Source organism: Geodermatophilus sp. SYSU D00779 (assembly GCF_054050595.1).
Map to the genome: position 1 here is coordinate 177,450 of NZ_JBJGZQ010000007.1, position 19,389 is coordinate 196,838.

Genomic DNA, 19,389 nt, shown 5'->3' on the forward strand with positions numbered 1-19,389 from the left:
TGCCTGCCGCCAGGCAGCCACCACGCTGGCAACAGAGACGACTCAGGCCGTCCCTCCGGAGGAGGAACGGCCTGGTCAGAAGGGTGGAGCTGAGGGGACTCGAACCCCTGACCCCCACACTGCCAGGCCGTCATGATCGCGTTCATGGCGGTTCGCCACAGTTCCGTAAGCCGTGTGACCAGCGGACAAATACGGCCGCGCACGGCTACGAATAGCCGCGAACGCGACCAACTGCAACCAGAACTGCCACCACGCCGGCCAGCTCTCAGCCCTCGTCGTCGGCGCTGACTGTGGCCTCAGCCGGCGGCTACAGGCTTCTTCCGCGCCGCAGCTCTTCGGTCATAGAGGCGACGTTGGACACGTGACGGTCGCTTGCTAGCCGGACGCCGCTCGCACCGACCACCGCGAGCACGGCCCATGGTGCCCGTCTAGACGGCCCTCAAGAGATTCCGGCGGCACACCGCTCCGGTTCGGCCCTCTCGACAGGCCATGACCGACCCCCTCACTCGCCGCCTCGGCGGCAAGCCCTGGTTCCGGCGCCGTCAGCAGCCGTCGCGCTCCAGGTCAGTTGGCTTGATTCCGCGCCTGGCCCTCGAGGCAATCAAGGGGTGTCCCCTTCAGTCGCTGGGCACCCGGAAGTTCCTCAGCGTCGCCACGCCCGGCCCGACGGCGGCGAACGACACGGCGAGGTCGAACACCGCCACACCCCCGGCCGGAACCCCGGACTCGAGGGCACGTCGCGCCACCGGATCACCCCGACCGTCGTCGAGGACGCCCGCCAGCGCACCGATCGAGGGGTTGTGCCCGACGACGGCCACCGACCGCACGTCCTCCGGGGTCTCCCGGATCGCCGCGAGCAGCGCCTCGACGGTGTTGTCGTGAATCCGCGCGTCGCCGATCGGCTGCACTCCCGTCGACAGTGCGGCGCCGACCTGCTCCCAGGTCTGTACCGCGCGGCGGGCCGGGGACACCAGCACCCGGTCCGGCACCAGACCGGCGTGCTCCAGCCAGGCCCCGAGCGCCGCGGCCTGCTGCACGCCTTCGGCAGTCAGTGGCCGCTCCCGGTCGACCGGGCCGCCGGCGGCCTTGGCATGGCGGATCAGCAGGAGACGCCGCGGCTGCACCGGCCGAGTCTGGCACCCATCCGCGCCTTGCTCAGCCGGGCGACAGGGCGCCGGCGCCAGAGCCTCGGGCGCCGGGCGCGGCCGGCCGGCGTCCTCGACCCTGCGACGCCGAGGATCAACGCGAGCTCCGCTGCCGCCCGTGGGGGCTCGAGACACCATCCAAGCTGGCCATGCGGGTTCGATTCCGGTCACCCGCTGCATGTATTCCCGCAAGTCAGCCGGCCTGTCAGGCCTTTGGCGAAGGTCTGGAGGACCCTCCGGACGGCCAGTTCCAGGCCCTGGAGACCCCTGTTCTCCGCTCCATTGGTCATGGATCGGTGACGCGAGCCGGCTCCCTACGGCCACGTGGAGGCCTGTGGTCGCCCCTCCCCGGGACCCGAACTGGTCACGCGGTGAGCTCGAGGCCGTGCCGTTCGGCGACCTGCCGGGCCACCTCGCCCACCGGCACCGCCAGCCGCTCAGCCGCGGCCCGGCTGTAGATGACGACGGCGAACACTGCGTACTGCCACAGCGGGGTCTGCCACCAGCCGGCGTCGCTGAGCAGATCGGGCTGCAGGCCGCCGCGCATGCAGGCGGCGGCATAGAGGGCGTACTGGGTGTTGCGGTGCTCCACCCGGCCGCGGAACGTCACCTCCGGCAGGTAGCGCTCGCGCAGCCCCTCGTACTCCAGCGGCCCGGCGCCGGCCGGGCAGGCCAGATCGAGCGCCGTGACGGCCAGCTCGAGCAGAGCCACATCCGGGGTGAACCAGCCGGGCACGTGGCTGGGAGCCGCGGCTGCCATCAGGTCGTAGACGTCGTCGCCAGCTGCCACACCGGACAGGACACCAACCTGAGCGCGGCGATGCAGGGCGTCGTGGTCTACACGCTCCCGCTTCGTCACCGCGACATCGTCACCCGAAGGCCTCGTCCTGCACTGCCACGCCGAGGCGGCCGCCCAGCCACTGAACCGAGAGCCCGGGAGGGGCGGCGCCATCAAGTACGACGGGCGGCGGCATCGGCAGGTCAAGATGACGGTCAGGACTCGTCTAGACCTGGCTGCCGCCACTGCCCAAGGAACGGTCGTTCCCGCGCGGATCGCGCTCTGCCAGCGCCGCCCGCCGCCTCACAGGGCGCCCCGACACCCGCCCCGTGCATGTGAAGCTGCCGTGCGGAAGCGGAGCATTCCGGCGCGTTGCCAACTATTCAGGTCGCGATCGCCATCGCCCTCACCTGACGACACGTTCGGGACACGCCCTTAGGTGGAGTAAGTGTCCAATGTGCGCCGCAACTCCGGCAAGAGATGAGCCTCGGCGGCGGCGAACGAAGCAGATAGATTGTTGCTCGACACCCCATCAGGTAACTCACCCCAGTCGAAGTCGCTGCGCGACTCCGCCGGAATCCTCATCATCGCCTCGCCGAGCTTGTGCAGTTCCTCGGTCGGGTCCCGCTTGACCGTGAGCAGCAGTTGGTAGAGGTGCGCCTGGGCTATCAGGATGCGCCAGGTGACCGGACGTCGTCCTGGGTGAAAACCCCGGAGCACGGAGGTCAGCGGCGCCAGAGCGGCGCTGAATGTTGGATCACCGCTCCGATGCGCGGCCTCGAACTGTCCGAATGACATGACTCGTCGGCCGTTCGCCTCCTCAACGATTAGTGCGTCTGCCAGCCTCTCCACCTCGCCGATGTACATCCCTTGGCGCCCGTGAAGGGTCGGATCGTAAACGATGCTCGGAGCCGCGGATGCGAGCGCGAAGTCCTCGCTCCATGACAACATGAGTCGCTTGGACGCGGCGAACCGAAACCGGATTAGAGGGTCAAGGTTGAGGTCGACGAGCGTTAGTTGACGCTGCCAAATTCTGGTGATAGAGAGTGGCACGGTCAACCTATGGGCCGTTGAAAGCAAGAAGTATTGGTCTGGGTCGGACAGCCAACCGTTGGGATCCTCGAGCCGTCCCGTGCGGGCGGCTCGTGCCAGGTCAGTGATCCGTACGAACGCCGATTCCGCTGCCCCCGTCAGCTCGAAGAGTAAAGGCTCGATCGTCGTGTAGAGCCGTTTCCGTGCTTCAAACTCGTATGACTGTCGAGCGTCCTCCGTCGCTCGCGTCCTCTGCAACTGAGCTCGCACCTGCTCCAACTCGATGGCGTTTTGCTGGCGGATGTCCTCCAGTCGGTGCTGATTTCGACGGGTGGCGATGAAGTTCCAGCCAGCGACGAGGAGGGAGGCCGTCGCTGCGATGAGAGCTGCAATGACAGGCGGCTCCATGGGGTCACCCTCCTTCTGCGCGTCGCCCGCTGTTCAATCGGGCGAGACTCTCCGCGGCGTGTTGATATCCTGCGTCTGCCGCTCGCTGCCACCAGTGTCGCGCCAGCTCCGCATCCCCCCGTTGGATTGCGAGGACCGCGACGTCGTTCATGGCGGCGCTGTAGCCCACCTCCGCTGCCTTCATGAACCAGTCTTCGGCCGCGTGGAGGTCGCCCTCGCCCTCGGCCACGAGGCCGAGCTGGCGCATCGCTCGAGCGACACCGTCCTCCGCAGCCCTCCGCAGCCATCGCTTGGCCTCAGCTATGTTCCCTAGCCGATGCTCCAGCAGTCCGAGGTTCAGCGCTCCCTCCGAGTCGCCCAGGTCAATAGCTGCCAGGTACCACTTGCGCGCCTCGTCGTCATTTCCCAATCTAGACGTGAGAACGCCCACCCTGAGGACCGCGCTTACCTCGCCGAGTTCGGCAGCCCGGAGAAGTAACCGACGCGCCTGGTCGGCAGCTGATGGGTCCCTGGCTAACACCGAACCGGCTACTAACGCTGCGGGACCGTCGCCAAGGTCAGCCGCTCTCTCGAAGCAGGACAGCGCCTTCGCCGTGTTGCCGCTACCGAGGTGGTTGTGGCCCTGCCGGGTCATCGCGGCAGCATCAAAGCCGGCGTACCGGGGAGCCAGGTGGGCTGCGTCGCTCTCCGGCAGATCGGCGACCCGGCACTGCTGCATGAGCGACTGGAACCCGGCGGCGGGGTCAATTCCTTTCCGCTCGATCCAAGCCGCCAGGTATTGGGGGACGAGGCTGGTTACAAGCGTCCAAAGTTGACTTAGGGCTGACCCGCCTCGAGGCCCCTCAGCCCTTGAGTCCCAGTACCCGTGCGCCACCGCGTTCCGGACCGCCAATCCGTCCCTCAAGAACCACTCCATGGCTTTAGCCTCGGGCCCTTGGTGTTGCTGGACGAGAGGCCGTATGAGGTCCGCCGCATTCGCCAGTCGTCCGGTCATCGTCTCCATGCAGGCAAAGAGCAGTTGGGCCTGAGTGGAACGGTTGAGGACTAGGTCGAAATGGGCACGGCGGTAAATGTCAAGAACTCGTTCGACTTGCTCGTGCCGGCTCCCAGTCTCGTAGGACTTGAGCAGCCTCCAGATGGCGAGTAGACGGTCAATCGATGCCGTGGGGAGCTCCTCCGGCGCCCTCCGCATCTCCAATAGGACCGTCTGCCGGTAGATCGAGGGCCAGCGCAGGCGCGACTGGCCGTCCGCTACCGCGTATTCGCCTAACAGTTCGGGGTCGATGAAGTCCGTGAGCCCTATCATACGCAGCGCGACCACGGCTAAGTCGCGCCAGCGCGCGAGTGCGTCCATACGGCCGCGCAACTCAGGGTACGTCATTTGTCCTTCATCGTCGCCGTAGAGGGCGATACAGGCCTGCGAGGCATCGGCGGATGAAGGCGTGGCACTGACTGCCGCAACCCAGTCCCGTCGGATGTCCGGGTCTTCAAGTCCACGTAGTTCGCTGAGCGTCACCCACGTCAACGGCAGATCCCCCTGCAGTATCCTCTCGTCGATCGGAACGACTAGTCGGATAAGCGGGGCGATTGCCACGACGTGTCGTTTTGGAACAATGATGGCATCGGGGCCCCCGCTGAGCGGTGGAATACCCCTAGTCACCCTGGGTCGTAATGCGTCTACCCAGTACGGCGCGGCCATTTCAATGGATAGATAGTGTGGCTGGTATGCCTGTGCGTCGAGTGCAGCCGTCAACCGTTCGAGGTCGAGACCGGCATTCCGGGCGGCGGACACCTCGACGATTGCCCGCGCGAGGAGGCTACGAGCCATGTGGGACATTTCCGACCACGGACGTTCCGTCAAGTCGCCGTGAATCAGACGGCTGCGTGCGTTATACAACTCTCGAGCAAGCCGTACCAGCCTCCCACGACTGGCCGTATCGGGAGCGAGGAGGCTTGCCACCCGCCGGGCGAAGGTGCGCGTCAGCCCCCGGGTCACGTCAGGGAGTAACAATCCCTCCAGCGCCAGGACGGCAATCGTCAGCCGTTCGTCCACCTCGAGCGCGGGTTCCGCAGTATTGATGAGGAGCCCTAAGGACTCGCTGACGTCGACGACAATATCCTCGTGTGCGGCGAGGAACTGCCGCGCCGCTTGAAGGTCTGCCACCGCGATTGGCGGGACTGTGGCCGCCGCGTGGAAGAGTAGCTCTTGATCGGCGTGCCCCTGCTCGGTGATAGTGACAGGAGTGGTCAGTCGGACGTCGTAGATGCCGATGGAACGCTTTGGGTCGGGCAGCCTCAGGTGCGGAAGAGTCACGCAGAGAGCCGCGTGTACCCGCGCTACCTCCCTCTCGAACTCCGTGATCGCCAGTTGGATGCCAGGCTGGGCGTAAGCCCACGAGGAGAGGTCGGCGAAGTCTGTCTGGTGAGGATCCATCAGCGTCGTCAGCGCGACATCGACCTCGCTCTCGAAGAAGACCGGAGCGGTTGCAAGGTAGAGACTGCGTGCGTCCTCGAACGCGCCGAGCATTAGATCGTTGTACTCGTCGAACGGAACTTCGAGGAGTCGCCCCCCGCCAAGGTCCGTCGCTGCTGACTCCAGCCGCAGAAGAGGCACGTGGCGCAGCATGCGAAGGGTTGTCATATGAGTATCCCGGCCTTGATGGACAAGGGTTCCGCCATGAGCGGTGAGACGGTCTTACCTCACCACAGCCACGCGGGGAACACTAGCCGCCGCGCGCTAGTGCTCAGCTGCGGCGTGTCTTGCTATGATCGCGGTTCGGGTCCACCCACTTCATGCCCGCGCACGTGAGAACGGTCGAGGTACCAGAGGCCAATAGGTAGAGCTGCAGCGACGGGGCCCGGACAAGGCAGCACCGGCCCGATAGGTCAAAGGCACCCGGGTCGTGCTGTTCGCCGCTGACACCCTGGCGGTCAAGCGGACCGCGCGATGGTTGGCTACGCTGAGCGACGATGCTGACCTGGAGTGGCCAGCACGCCGAGCACGGCCTGGCCGGCCTGCCCCGGCCGGCGGGCCGGCGCAGCTGCCCCGAGGCACTGCGCGATCGGGAGCTCAAGCTGAGGCTGGCCGAACCGCCGACACAAATCAGGGCGATGCATTAGTCCTCGTGGCTGCTGGCCAAGGCGCTGACCGGCGACGGCACACCGATCTCCCACGCACGGTGGTCCGCCTCTGGGATTGCGCAGGCATCGGTTGGCCCGGCTCGGTAAGGGCGATCAGGCCGCGTGAGCGGCCTGGGTCAGGGTCTCGAACTCGATGGGGGTTAAGCGTCCGAAGGCATCTTGGCGCCGGCGGCGGTGGTAGGTCTCTCGATCCAGACGACGATCGCCAGGCGTAACCGTCGGGCGGTCGGGCGGTCGGGCGGTCAAGACCTTGTGGCTGTGCTGGGCCGGTCCCAGCACCCCGGACCTGGGCCTCTGCTGGCGGGCCTACATCCGCCGGTTCGACTTGGAGCACACCTTCCGCTTCTGCAAGCAGGCGCTGGCCTGTGCGGACTCCGCGGGTGCGCGACCAGCCGCAGGCCGACCGCTGGACCTGGCTGGTGCTGGCCGCCTACGCCCAGCTGCGACTGGCCCGGCCGATCACCGCCGACAACCGGCTGCCCTGGGAGCGGCGGCTGCCGACTGCCCGGCTTGCTCCGACCCGAATCCGCCGTGTATTCAGCCAACTGCTGCCGCGGCTGAGCACCCCGGCCAGTCCTCCGAGACCCTGCGGACTCTCACCCGGATGCCCCGAAGGCACCCGACGAGGACCGTCTCCACGCCACCCGGCGATCCACAACGCCGCTTCCTGAAGTTAAAAGCCAAGCTTAGGGGCGAGGCCGCGGTCAGCGCCGCCCGCACCCCTGCCCTATCGACGAGCGCAACCGGCGTTCCGCCCGCCCCTGCGGCAAGAAGCTGCTACCGCCACTTTGATCCACGTCATCTCCTGGGCGCCACTCTGCGGCGAGCGGGCCGATCAGGACCCTAGTTTAGATGCCCGTCAGACCGCAGTGGGATGCGACAACTCGAGCCTATGCGACACGGAACGAAGAATCTCGTCAGACCAGACCTGTACTTGAACTAGCTGACTTTCGGTGATGACTTCCTGACGGTTGTGGGCCAGCGGATTGCGTAGAGACCCAAGACCAAGGAATCGCTCCCGCCAATAGTTCCTATCACCACGGGGAAAGCACGGAGAGAAACGATCCCAGTAGTTGCTCATGATCTCCCACAGGTCCTTCGGGTAGGTGTAGGCCAACCACGGAATATCCTGGCCGTGTTTTCGCCAGTCATCGCGGCGTACCTGCTCAGCCGCTTCCACTACATTGCGCAGTGACGCCTTTCTCGCCTTGACCTCCTCGGCCCAGGAAACGCCAAAGGCCTCGCTCATCACGCAGTCAACTAGGGAGCGTGTCGCTCGTTCGACCTCACCGAAGATGCCCCAAGGGGACAGGTCCATTGTTCGGTGACGAAGGACAATGGTGAACGCGTCGAGATCCGCCATGCCTCGTTCATACCCACTCACATGATTACTCGCGAGCACCCCCAGAGACGCCAAGAGACGCCTGTCCCGGGGCCGGGAGTTTACAACCGGCCCTAGGACTTCCTGTGCCATAGTGGAACCCAGACCAATACGCGATAAATAGTCCAACTGCATCTCAACAGTCTGATACAGGTGCGCCTCCAGGGTTTCGCCGTAGCCCTCAGACGACACTAGTCCACTAGACACCTGAGCCAGAAAGCATCTAATTAGGAGTGGAAAGCCGCCCGAATACTTCATGACCTCACGACGCCCGCTTTCATCGAGAAGCTTCACCTCCGGCCAGTCGTCACATAGATCCGCATCTTGCACCACGCGAAGGTAGAGGGGATAGCAAACGCTGGCCAAGGTTGAAATCCCACGAATTTCTTCTTCAATGATGGCGACAGGCCGCCTTGAAGCCAGTACTGCCGCGCACCCCAACTCGCCAGATTTATGCAGGATCTCGCGGAGGTACCGAATAAACACTGCCCCGTCATGCAACCTGACGACTGCGTCGAACTCATCTATCAAGAGCACTACCAATCGCGGACTTCCGCGTAGCTCAGACCTTAAGCGTGTCCAAGACTCTCGCAGGTCAACTACGTCGCCAGTCGACTGACGAACACCCCGTGTTTCAAGCAGAGGCACCAACATCTCCCGGAAGGCTTCGCCTCCGGTAGTAACCGTTGACAAGTCCAGCTGGATCACTATAGGAGCAGCAGGACGCTCCGTCAGCTTGGCGGCCAGTTTGCGCAGCAGGTACGTCTTTCCCATGCCAGGACCAGCATGCAGTGCCACATTGGCGCTAGCCATAACGAACCGCTCGATCTCATCGACCTGATTCGATCGCGACGTCACCACTGCCTCCGCAAATAGTCGGCAAAGAGTGTTACCTTGATCTTGACCGCGCCCTCTTCCGACGTCAGGACGCCCCTCAGTATCAGGTCATTTAACACTCGTCTGTCAGACTCCTCTAGCCGCAACGACTCGATGAGCACTGGTCGGTTCTGATGCCCGCCTAGAGTTGCAATCTGGGACAGCAAGCGGAGCGCCTCCTCGCCAGCGGAGTCATACTGATAAGTAGCACTCGCTGTCTCTGTTTCCTCGATTGAGGCCAATAGCCCCGTGTTGTCCGCGGTGAGAAAGCAGTCGAATCTATGAAAGTCGATCATCTGCTCACCAGACAATAGGCTCTCGATCGCCTCAAGGACGTCTTGTTCGCCCAGGTCCCCGCGCTGAGCCTGATTGGCTCGGCGAACGAGGCGCTCGCAAACAATCTGAGTGAAGAAGGGGTGCCCGTCCGTGTAACTGTAGAGGACCGACAGCGCATGGCCTGTGTACCGAGACGATCCGTCCGCACGGCGGATAGGATGATTCGCCAGGTTGGTCGTTTCGTCGTAATCCAGGTACGACAGCCGCCGAGTAGTTAGACTGCTGAATTCGTTAGGAAACCGCCTCATGAAGTAGGGCATCGTGTCCTGCCCCACCACGAGTGCAGAGAAGATCTGTGATTCTAGAAGAGCCTTCCATTGCCGCATGAAGTCGCGAACGCTAGCCACTTGATGAGGATTGGGCTCCGGGTGGCGAAGCACCTCGAAGAGGTAAGTGAACTCGTCAACGAGCAAGACGTAGCGGAGGCCAGCCCAGCCTTCCTCACGAGCTAGCAGCTGCCTACCGGCGAGCAATGCCGTCCGAAGGGATTCTAGAGGCCGATCACTGATGCGTCGATCATCGGGCCACAAATCCTCGAGCATGCGTGCTTTACTTTGCGGCAGCCCCGTCAGAAGAGGCACGCGTGTCTGCTCGAGAATTTCCCGAACGAGAGCCGATGTAATGCCCGCACTTTCGAAGTCTATTGTGCCGAAGGATATTGACACGGGTATAATCGGAAGCCCCTCGAAACATCGACGAACCTGTTCGAGTACCGAGCTTTTGCCAGTCCGCTTTTGGCCATACAGCGCAAAGCATTGACCGGGCGGCCCGCTAGACAGTTGGGAAGATAGCTCTTCAATAAGCGACCCTCTGCCGAAGAACATTCTTGGATCCGAAACAGTCGTGCCGCCAGCGTAGGCGGTATACGGATTCGGTATCTCTCGGAATTCTTCCGGGAGAAGAAGGCGGAATTCTATCGTTTGCATGGGGCTAACCATTCGGCCCTGACCGGCGCCAGTGAAGCTGATCTGGCCCCTCAGTCGTAGCGTCCCCCGCTTCACAAGATGACTGTCAATGGCAACGGGCACGCTGAGAGTCTTCTCCTGCCCTGACTCTAGGCGTGGTAGTTGCGAGAGGCCGCCCAGGACGGCTAAGCCAGGGATGTCGTTGAATTGGATTCGTAGCTGTTCCGCTGGGGCATGAGAGTCACCCAAGTAGAGCCTGAAGGGCAAGATGGTCTCGCCATTGCGTGCAACTGATACAGTGACCGGGTCCTGAACCTGAACGATGCGAGGTCGTGGGAGAGAGAGGGCCTGATACTTCTTCCAGTACTGCCTGACCAGATCGCGCAACCGCGCTAGGATGTCTTGCAACGCCTCCCGAAGGCGGCGAGAGTCGCCAATCCTCGCATTCTCGGCGATAGCCGCATCGACGAGGTGATTAAACCGCTGATATTCTCGGTGAGCCTCGTCATACTGCTGAGTCGCGAGGAGTAGCCGACAGGGATCTAAGCAGTGCAGGCAAGCCTCAATCAGGTGCTCAATGCGAGGGGTAGTCAGGCCCGACTGAACAGCGTGCAGCTGCGACTCAAGTCGAGCAATGACCGGGGAATCGAGCTCACGGATGAGCGCCCCGGCACCAGTCAGTAGGGCACCATCAAGCGCGGCTACAAGGACCGCCATCGGCGGCGGAAGAGCGACCCGGCGCCAAGTGGAAGGTGGCGATACTCTTCCTCTGCCGGCCACAGCGACTTCGACCGTCACGATGCTCGCCGCGGGGAAATTGATAGTCTTCGCGGTACCGTCGAGGTTCAGAGAGACCGTCTCGACTGAGACATCCGTAACAATGCCACTGACTGAATGGCTTTCCTGGCGCCCTTGGACGAGGAGTCGTGCCCTATCGCCGGGTTGCAAATAATTCATTCGCCTGAGGTCGTCATCCAGTTGCACAGCTGAGTTCCTCTGCCTCTAGTAATACGGGTAGGTCACTCGCCACCTCACACTGGGTTCTCAGTGGAGGGACCCTGGTGACACTACAACCCGGCACGTCGCGACTCACAAGCACATTGCACACCCAGGGTCACGTTGACATGAGTCTGTTGGGACTGATGTGAACGGTGAGAAGGGTGAGCACTTCTGATGCCTTGTATGAGGGTGACAGGGTGTACGCTCACCACCCCAGGAAGGTCTTGTGCATGGCCCAGCGCTCGCTCGCAGTCGCCCGCGAGACGTCCTGTGAGAGATCGACGCTTCTCCTTGGCGCTACCGGGGCGTTCCGGGCTGGGAACCGCTCTAGAGCGCCCGACTGTGGGGCGCTCGAGGACAGACACGACTTCGCGGCGGCCCGTCTTCGGCCCAGCTGGTCCAATAGGCGACGAAGCCGGCGATCTCTTGGGAGGCGTGCCGTTTCAGCGCTTCACTGGTGATGTTCTAACTGCGGAAGGTGGTCTTCGGAGCGGGTGTGGCGAAGCAGGCGCTGGACGTCGCGCGGCGGGATGTCGGGGGTGGGTCCGACAAGGCGGTGATGGAGACGTAGCGGAGCACCGGGCCGCCATCCATGCCGGCGCCCAAGCGGGTATGTAGCAGCGGCCCAGTGAAGTGGCCGTTGATCGTTGCCGAGACGCCGGCGAAGGCCGGGGTGGGCGTGAAGCACGTCCAGGCTTGTCGCCCTTGCCGCTGACCATAAGGGGGCGTAGTCGCGCACGGTGGCGAAGGACTCCGCCACGAGCGTGGTCATTTCGTCGCCCGCAGGACCAGCATGCCGCCTGGCACGGAGACGGCAAACCCGCAGGACGGGCTCCAGCGGCCGATACGACTACACCCGGCGCCCTCCTACGGGGAGAAAACCTACGCCAAACCGCCCGGCACTGGAGACCGCACAAGATCACGAGGGACACAAGACCAAGAGGGACACAGACCCGTGAGCAGATGAGCTGCAGGCGCGCGTCAGCGCGGGGCGGGCGCAGCCCGTCCTCCAGTCCTTCTGCAGTTGAGTCAGGCGACCGGGTCGAGGACGACGGTGTGGCCGAGGCGTTCGAGTTGGGCGACCAGTCGGCGGGTGTGCGCCTCGTCGTGACGGCGGGCCAGCCAGTCAGCACCCAGGTCGGCGTAGGGCTCGTCCCGGGACAGGATGTAGTAGGCCGAGACCAGGATGGAGTGGGCGACCGCGACCGCGGCCCGGCCCATCCCACGGCGGGCGGTGAGCCGGGCGAACTGAGCGGAGAGGTAGTTCTTGCCCTTCATCCGGCCGGCCCAGCCGGCCGCTTCCACCAGCATCGAGGTCAGCCACTTGTTGCCGTGCTGGGCCTCGGGCTGGTGGCGCCTGCCCGCTGACTCGAAGATCCCCGGCGCCAGACCGGCCCAGGAGGCCAGATGCGCCGCCGAGGGAAAGCGGGACATGTCCCCGCCGGTCACGGCCAGGATCACCTGGGCCACTTTCGGCCCGACCCCGGGAATGGTCTGCAGCAGCTCCAGCTGGTGTGCCCACGGCCGGCAGGCGGCGGCGATGGTGGCGTCCAGGTCGTCCAGCGCGGCCTCGATCAGCTCCAGGCGGTGCAGCATGGTCCGGGCCAGCTGGGCGTGCTGGTCGTCGAAGTGCCCGGTCAGCGCCCCGACCAGCTGCGGGATCTTGATCCGCATCTTGCCGCGGGCCAGCTGGGCGAGGACCTGCGGATCCCGCTCGCCGGCGATCATCGCGGTCAGTATCGCCCGCGCCGAGACGCTGGTCAGGCTGGCCGCCACCGACGACAGCTTGATGCTGGCGTCCTCCAGCATCAGCTCCAGCCGGGTCACCTCGCGGGTGCGGTCGCCCATCAACTGCACCCGGTAGCGGGTCAGCATCCGCAACCGGCGAATCTCCGGTGGCGGCACGAACGACGGGCGGATCAGCCCGACCTCCAGCAGCTGGGCGATCCACTCGGCGTCCCGGACGTCGGTCTTGGGCCGCCGGATCGCCTTGATGTGCGCGGCGTTGCACAGCCACGTGTCCATGACCTCCTCCAGGCAGTAGAAGGCCGGCTTCCAGTAGGTCGAGGTCGACTCCATCGCCGCCACCGTCACCCCGCACTCGCGCAGCCAGTCGCGCATCACCTCCAGCGCGCGGGTGGTCGTGGGAAAGGTCCGCGTCTCACTGCGCCGGCCCCGCGGGCCGGGCGTGCGCACGCAGACGGTCAGCGTCGCCTTGCCGATGTCCAGTCCGGCGACCCGCTCGAACAGCACCTCCACTTGGAACCCCTCCCCCTGCTCGCTACCGATGCGGTGTCGTCCGGAGGGCCCTCTGCCAGGACACAGACCCACGCGCTCGCAGCAGCAATCAAGGGGCACCCGAGAGCCCCGCGCCATACACATCTACGGGCTCACCCGCACCACTGTGAGACGACGTCGCCGGACCCCTGCAGCGTTCTCATCCGCAAGGGCAGCGATCAAGATCGCAACCGTTACACGTTTTGCATTTGGTGTACTTCGGGCGCCTCGTCGATGGCGGGGTGCTCGCGAGCGTCACCGGCGAGGCTCGACGTCTTGCTGCCCGTCGCGATCCGCCGTGGCCTTCTTCGATGAGTGCCCGCCGGTGACGTTCGCCGATGTCTCGGGCGGTTGACGCCTGATAGGAGCGCCGGTTGCGACAGCCACCAAGTGCATGCGCTGCGCCCGGGGCGTCGGTCCTCGCGAGTGGAGTCGACGAGGAAGGAGTCGGCGTGCTCGCCGGCATCGACACGCACAAGGACACCCTGGCGGTGGCGGTCATCGACGAGGCCGGCCGGCCGGTGGTGGTGACCGAGGTGGCCAACACCGAGGCCGGCTTCGACGCCCTCGAGCAACTGCTCGCGAGGCATCCGGTGCGCCGGGTGGGCATCGAGGGCTCGGGCAACTACGGCCGCGGCGCCGCGGTCCGGCTCGTGCTCACCGGCGGCATCGACGTGGTCGAGGTGCCGCCCAGCCTGACCTCTCGGGAACGCTCCGGCCGACCGGGAGCGGGCAAGACCGACCCGGTCGATGCGGTCGCCATCGCCCGCATCACCGCCCGCGAGCCTGCGCTGCCGCCGGTGCGGCTGGCCGTCGGCGCCGCCGCCGACCTGCGCGCGCTGGCCGACTACCGGGCGCAACTGGTCGCCGAGCGCACCGCCCTGGCCAGCCGCACCCACGCCGAGCTGCACGGCCTGCGACCCGGCTACCAGCGCCAGGTCAAGCGGCTGACCGGCCCGACGTTCATCAGCGCGGCGAAGGATCTGCTCGCCGGTGACGACAGTGTCCGCGCGCAGCTGACCCGCCGCCGACTGGCCCGCCTGGCCGAGCTGACTGCAGAAATCCAGGAGGTCACCGCCCTCATCACCGCCGAGGTCGAGCAGGTCACGACCGGGCTGACCGCGGTCTACGGTCTCGGACCGGTCAGCGCCGCCACGATCCTGGGCGAGGTCGCCGACATCCGCCGCTACCGCTCCCGCCACGCCTTCGCCGCAGCCAACGGCACCGCCCCCATCCCCGCCTCCTCCGGACGCACCACCCGCCATCGGCTCAACCGTTCGGGCAACCGACAGCTCAACCGGGTGCTCTACACGATGGCGATCACTCAGATCCGCGCCGACACCGAAGGCCGCGCCTACTACCAACGCAAACGCGCCGAAGGAAAGAGTGGCCGCGAGGCCGTCCGCTGCCTGAAGCGACGCCTCTCCGACGTCGTCTACAAGACCCTGCACGACGACCTGGCCGCCGGCCGAGCCCCCGCCGCGGGACGGTGAGTGCGGCAGCGGCAAGGGGGGACGCGTCTGCACGGCCGAAGCCAGCTGCGCGACAGGTTCACAGTCCCTGACCTGCTCTTCGCTGCGGCCAGTCCACCGCACCCACCGCCAGCCCGAACGCTACGCCCGGCGCCCCTCGCCCAGACAGGCGTTGACACATAGGAGCTCATCTCGGGCGGCGGAAGGCGTTGTAACAGGTTCCCTGGAGGTCGGCGCTCACCGCCCGAGCGTCACCAGCAAGGAAGCCAGCACCACGCCCAACGGGCATGGCAGGCGGCATACGGGGCGTAGCTGCGCGTTGTCCATCCCGCCAGCTCGTCAGCAGCCGCCGGCGCGCCGAGGCGGTCCCATTGCTTTCCCCAGCCGAACTACTCAGGCAGCTGCGGGTCCTCGTCATCGTCGGTGTTCCAGGGCATCGCTGCTAGCTCCGCCATCGATGGCCGGAACCGGGAGTCCTCACGGCGCAAGCGCACCACCTCACGAGTGAACCAGGCGTCCGCCTCGGCACGCTCTCCGAAGCTCTCGCTGATCGCGATCCTGCCGTCGACGTAGACCTGAACGACGAACTCCTTCGTAGGCTGCCACCAGACCAGTGAGGCGCCCCATCGACGGGGGGCTTCGTCGTCCAGCCAGTCGGGGCCTCGCTCGAAGGCAAGCCGGGTCATCTGTGGGTGTTCGACGGTTGGGTCCGTCAGTGTCCCGGGGTCAGGGAGTGCGAGCTGGTACTCCTTGAGGTCGCTATTGCGGCACTTCGCCCAGGTGACGTAGCCACGAATCTCTGGGTCATCGGAGTGCCCGCGGTGCTTGCCGCCCTGAGTCCCCCGGCCGCAGTGCCAGCAGCGACTCCACCCCTCACCCGGGTCTATGGGGGTCGCGGTCGGTCGCGAGGTCGTCACGTGCCTCAGTAGCTCTTGCAGGTGTGCGTGCCGTCAAGATGGCCTGCTGCACGAGCAGGTGGCACCCGGCCCCGCCCTACCCGTAAGCCGACTGGCCACCGGCGACGGTCAGTGAACTGGGAAAGCGGTAGCTCAGAACACCGGGACTGTCCCTCGCGGGCATCCTCGCGCGGTGCGCCGCAAGGGGATCGGCTTCCGGCGACCCTGTGAGTCTCGGACTCGCTGATCCGTTCAGCGGCTCCGGTTCATCGTGGTGGTGGCGGGTCATGGATGGGCTCCGGCGGCGAGCATCTCAAGGCAGTGCGGGTTATGCATGACGCTCAGGACGTTGCCAAACACGTCGACGACCGACGCAGTTGTGAACTCGGCCTCCCGCTCCAGCGGGGCGGGGTGGCCTCGAGCATCTCGCTTCAGTGGCTGACAATCTGTTCGGGTTCGAACGCCGTGAGGCTCGCACCTGCTTTCAGCCGCTGGCTGGCACGTAGCCTCGTTCTGCGAGATGGAGGAGGGGCCAGGTGGCCGAGAACAAGACCGAAGCTGTTGAAGAGACCGGAGCCGGCAACAAGCTGGACTTCGACGCTCTGCTCGACAAGTACGGCATCAGCGACGAGGAGTCGGGGCACGCTGCGGCTATCGCCGCGCGCGAAATGATTCTGTCGCTGGCTCGGACGGTCGTCCCGAGCGGCGCCATCACGATAGACCACATCGTCGTCTGCGGCTTCGTCGCCCGCGCCCAGTCGCTCCACGAGGCAATCATTGCCTCGGTCCAAGCGAACAACCCGCACGCCGCGTTCACCCTCCTACGCGCCTACGCCGAGCAGTGCGGTGCGATCCTTTACATGACAGACCATCCCGAGAAGGCCAAGCCGCTTTCAGGCGAGGGTGCAGGGTACGGAGTGAAGATCGGCACCATCACGAACTACGCCCAGAACAGCGGCCGCATGCCGAGCTTCCGCGAGGTCTACAACCGGCTCAGCAAGTACGCCCACCCGTCGGCAGCAGGCCATTTCGCGTCGGTTCGTGTAGGGGACGACCGCTCAATCAGCTGGCAGTCCGCGCCTCGGTTCAAGCGAGAGGAAGAGAAGCTCATCGCGTACGGCTGGTGTGTCGAGTTCGCCCACGCCATCAACCTTTTCGGGTACAAGTTCGCCATCGCTCGCGGCCTGGGAACGTTCGTCCCCGCTGACCAGGTCGCATCAGTAGAGACGAATCCGGAGCCGGCCGCTCCGGTGTGGAGCTCTAATGTTTTCGAGTGACTTTCAGAGCGGCCCTGGGATGTGGGTGACCGACGTCGGGTCCAGTTCGAGCTGGGACTGTTCACTGGTGGCGCCACGGTCGGCCATCGTATTGTTGGCTAGGAACAGGACGCAGACGGTGACGTCGCGGTCCTTGGTAGAACGCCACAGGATGCCGTCGACGGGGATGTCGTAGCGCAGGTGTTCGGCGATGACCTGGGTCGGGATGTAGTCGAGGTCCTGGATGTCGCTCGGGTCAGCGACCTTGGTGACGTCCGTGATGAAATCGCGCATGAAGGTCCGGACGCCACGCAAGTGGCGGTCGCGTTCGTCGAATAGCGACGGGACCGGTGGCCGGTCGCGTAGGTCGATGAGGGCTAGGTCAGTCAACTGGATGAACTGGCCGACAGTCGCGTCGCGGTCCGCGGCTGCGTACCCGGCGACCTCGGCTCTGGCTCCTTCCAAGGTTGAGGCGCCGTAGAATGCGCCGATGCCCTTCGGTGTCATGCGGTTGTCACGGGCGTGTTCGCTCGCGGGAGTCCCGATCTCCTTAGCTCTCCCGTAAGTCTCGCCAGCGGGATGAACGCGTGCGCGCCACCAGGTGGTGCCGGCAGGACTGACGATCACCAGACCAGAATGCTGGACTGACCGCACGACTGCTGCGGGAACGGCGTGGCGGGGGATGTCGCCGCCACCGAGCGTAGGGTCCACCTCTGGGGCGAGGAACGTGTATCGACGTCGGGTTTTCACGTATCGACAGAACGCCGACCAGCCCCACTGGAGTGCTTGACCTTCAGTTGATTCGTACGGATGAAGTTGGCACCACAAAGTGTTGTGGATCGCTCCTGCAATGTCGTCGATGAGCTTGTCGTTCTCGGCGATCCCGAATTCCCACAGGAGATCGTAGGTATCGTACGTCGGGACCTGGTAGCCGCCTTCGCGTCCGTCCCAGCCGGCTTCCTCGGCCGGATCGTCGTACTCAGCCCGTAGGCCTCCGATAACGAGTTCTATTACCCGTTCGAGTTCGATCAGCGCCTCAGGTGCCTGCGGTACCTCTTGGCAGTACTCGCAGGCGTCAGCTTCCTCGTCTTCGACGTCCCACGATTCGCCCTCCTCGCGGACGGCAGCGGCGAGTGCGGGCTCGGTGATGCACTTCGAGCAGACCATGCCGGAATGGTCGGAGTATCCGCGGGCGTAAGCCTCTTCCATGTACCGCTTGGTCAGACCCACGGACACATGGAACCCGACGACCGGTGGCTCACGCAACGCGTGATCCCAGACCCGAGAACAGCCGATCCAGGTTGGAGCGACCTGCGTCAATCTGGGCGCAAGGCAGGGTCTCCAATCGCCCGGCGCCGAGCGAGGCTCATGTCGCCTCCCGGCCGGCGCACTCCTCAGGCACCTGGAGATTCCAAGATCACGAGGCGACACACCTAGTGCATCCAGGTCAACAGGAACTCGTGGTGACGAGTCACCGGAGGACCGCCTGCACACTCAGGGGCATGGGCACCAGCGGCACCCCCGAGTACCGGGCCCGACGGCGGACGCGCGAGCAGCAACGCCGCCAGCACCTGCAACACACCCCTGTAGAACGACCCCGTCCGGACCAGGCCGGCGCTGCGGCGGACGGGCCCGAACGACGCACCGCCGCGACGACCTGCGGATGGTGCGGCGGACCAATCACCCCACGCAGCCGCGGCCCGATCCCGAAGTGGTGCTCGGCCACCTGCCGGCATCGAGCCTGGGAACAGCGCCGTGCGGAGACCTCCGGCCGGACGGTAGTGGAGGTGGTCGAGCGGCGGGTCGAGATCCGTGTGCCCCTCGAGCCGACCCGCCGCGACTGGCCGAGGTTGCTCAGTGAGCTCGCCGGCCAGCTGGACGACGGACGCCTCTACGACCGAGACCTGCCCGGCCTCGGCCGGGCACTGAAGCCGGTCCTGCGGTCCTACCGGCGGCGGGCCCGCTGGAGCGGCGCGCCCGACCTGTCCTGAGTGCCCTGAGCCGGACCTGCGGTACTGCTCCAGTAGGACACCGGCGTCGACGGTGACGTCGGGACCGTTCTCGCGGAGCGGGAAGCCACCAGGGGTGACACAGGTGGCGGAGAGGTCGGTGACGACGCAGCCGACCCGACGTCACCCCGACCGGCGCGCCATTGGCCGTCGCCGGCGACGTTACTCCTGGCCCTGCTGGACGGCTGGTGACCCTACGGCCGAGCAACGCCCTACCTGGAAGACGCTCCCGGTGCGAGGGTCTCACGCACGCCTGGTGACCTCGCTCGGTTTGCCGTTGGCCAGTGGACCGCACCGCTGTCACCCGCGTCCTCTACTTGTCACAACGGATTGCACCGTCCTGAGGTGCATGAGGTGTATCGGTTGGCGATCTTGGATCGCCGCGCTTGGGGATGAGAATGCGGGAGCCGTCCGGCGACGTCGTTACACACTGGCGCGGGCGAGCCCGTTGAGGTGTATGGCGCGGGGTCCTCGGGTG

The 19,389-nt window shown here is 65.4% G+C and carries 13 protein-coding genes and 1 pseudogene; 4 read left to right on the forward strand and 10 right to left on the reverse strand.

Annotation, left to right across the window (positions count from 1 at the left end; all coding sequences use genetic code 11):
- Nucleotides 1–617: 617 nt before the first annotated feature.
- From sixA to ACI79G_RS07935, 4 genes are all read right to left on the reverse strand, one after another.
- Complete coding sequence (gene sixA / locus ACI79G_RS07920; protein WP_456880587.1) at nucleotides 618–1,124, reverse strand: phosphohistidine phosphatase SixA; 507 nt, start codon at nucleotides 1,122–1,124, stop codon at nucleotides 618–620.
- 385 nt (nucleotides 1,125–1,509) lie between these two features.
- On the reverse strand, nucleotides 1,510–1,935 hold the full coding sequence (locus tag ACI79G_RS07925) for a hypothetical protein (protein ID WP_456880588.1): 426 nt from the start codon (nucleotides 1,933–1,935) through the stop codon (nucleotides 1,510–1,512).
- A gap of 423 nt (nucleotides 1,936–2,358) precedes the next feature.
- A complete protein-coding gene (locus ACI79G_RS07930) occupies nucleotides 2,359–3,363 on the reverse strand; it encodes a hypothetical protein (protein WP_456880589.1) in 1,005 nt (334 codons plus the stop codon).
- Nucleotides 3,364–3,367: 4 nt separating this feature from the next.
- Nucleotides 3,368–5,977 (reverse strand): hypothetical protein, encoded by a 2,610-nt coding sequence (locus ACI79G_RS07935; protein WP_456880590.1) that lies wholly within the window; start codon nucleotides 5,975–5,977, stop codon nucleotides 3,368–3,370.
- A gap of 356 nt (nucleotides 5,978–6,333) precedes the next feature.
- On the opposite strand from ACI79G_RS07935, the gene ACI79G_RS07940 reads away from it, so the two are divergent.
- A complete protein-coding gene (locus ACI79G_RS07940) occupies nucleotides 6,334–6,483 on the forward strand; it encodes a hypothetical protein (protein ID WP_456880591.1) in 150 nt (49 codons plus the stop codon).
- Nucleotides 6,484–6,597: 114 nt separating this feature from the next.
- Here ACI79G_RS07940 and ACI79G_RS07945 read toward each other — a convergent pair.
- From ACI79G_RS07945 to ACI79G_RS07960, 4 genes and pseudogenes are all read right to left on the reverse strand, one after another.
- A pseudogene (locus ACI79G_RS07945) lies at nucleotides 6,598–6,731 on the reverse strand (IS3 family transposase); the annotation flags it as partial.
- A 632-nt stretch (nucleotides 6,732–7,363) separates the two neighbouring features.
- The gene (locus ACI79G_RS07950; RefSeq protein ID WP_456880592.1) at nucleotides 7,364–8,743 is read right to left on the reverse strand and encodes an AAA family ATPase; all 1,380 of its coding nucleotides are present in this window, start codon (nucleotides 8,741–8,743) and stop codon (nucleotides 7,364–7,366) included.
- Complete coding sequence (locus ACI79G_RS07955; RefSeq protein WP_456880593.1) at nucleotides 8,740–10,986, reverse strand: ATP-binding protein; 2,247 nt, start codon at nucleotides 10,984–10,986, stop codon at nucleotides 8,740–8,742. Before ACI79G_RS07955 ends, ACI79G_RS07950 begins: the two co-directional genes overlap by 4 nt.
- Before the next feature lie 1,044 nt (nucleotides 10,987–12,030).
- Nucleotides 12,031–13,260: an IS110 family RNA-guided transposase gene (locus ACI79G_RS07960; protein WP_456880594.1), complete on the reverse strand. Its 1,230-nt coding sequence runs from the start codon at nucleotides 13,258–13,260 to the stop codon at nucleotides 12,031–12,033.
- 470 nt (nucleotides 13,261–13,730) lie between these two features.
- Here ACI79G_RS07960 and ACI79G_RS07965 point away from each other — a divergent pair, with 470 nt between their 5' ends.
- Nucleotides 13,731–14,771, forward strand: coding sequence for an IS110 family RNA-guided transposase (locus ACI79G_RS07965; protein WP_456880595.1), 1,041 nt, complete (start codon nucleotides 13,731–13,733; stop codon nucleotides 14,769–14,771).
- A 368-nt stretch (nucleotides 14,772–15,139) separates the two neighbouring features.
- On the opposite strand, the gene ACI79G_RS07970 is transcribed toward ACI79G_RS07965, so the two are convergent.
- On the reverse strand, nucleotides 15,140–15,667 hold the full coding sequence (locus ACI79G_RS07970; protein ID WP_456880596.1) for a hypothetical protein: 528 nt from the start codon (nucleotides 15,665–15,667) through the stop codon (nucleotides 15,140–15,142).
- A gap of 515 nt (nucleotides 15,668–16,182) precedes the next feature.
- On the opposite strand from ACI79G_RS07970, the gene ACI79G_RS07975 reads away from it, so the two are divergent.
- Nucleotides 16,183–16,923 (forward strand): hypothetical protein, encoded by a 741-nt coding sequence (locus tag ACI79G_RS07975; RefSeq protein WP_456880597.1) that lies wholly within the window; start codon nucleotides 16,183–16,185, stop codon nucleotides 16,921–16,923.
- A gap of 3 nt (nucleotides 16,924–16,926) precedes the next feature.
- On the opposite strand, the gene ACI79G_RS07980 is transcribed toward ACI79G_RS07975, so the two are convergent.
- Complete coding sequence (locus ACI79G_RS07980; protein WP_456880598.1) at nucleotides 16,927–18,132, reverse strand: HEPN-associated N-terminal domain-containing protein; 1,206 nt, start codon at nucleotides 18,130–18,132, stop codon at nucleotides 16,927–16,929.
- 557 nt (nucleotides 18,133–18,689) lie between these two features.
- Here ACI79G_RS07980 and ACI79G_RS07985 point away from each other — a divergent pair.
- The gene (locus ACI79G_RS07985; protein ID WP_456880599.1) at nucleotides 18,690–18,893 is read left to right on the forward strand and encodes a hypothetical protein; all 204 of its coding nucleotides are present in this window, start codon (nucleotides 18,690–18,692) and stop codon (nucleotides 18,891–18,893) included.
- Nucleotides 18,894–19,389: the final 496 nt, after the last annotated feature.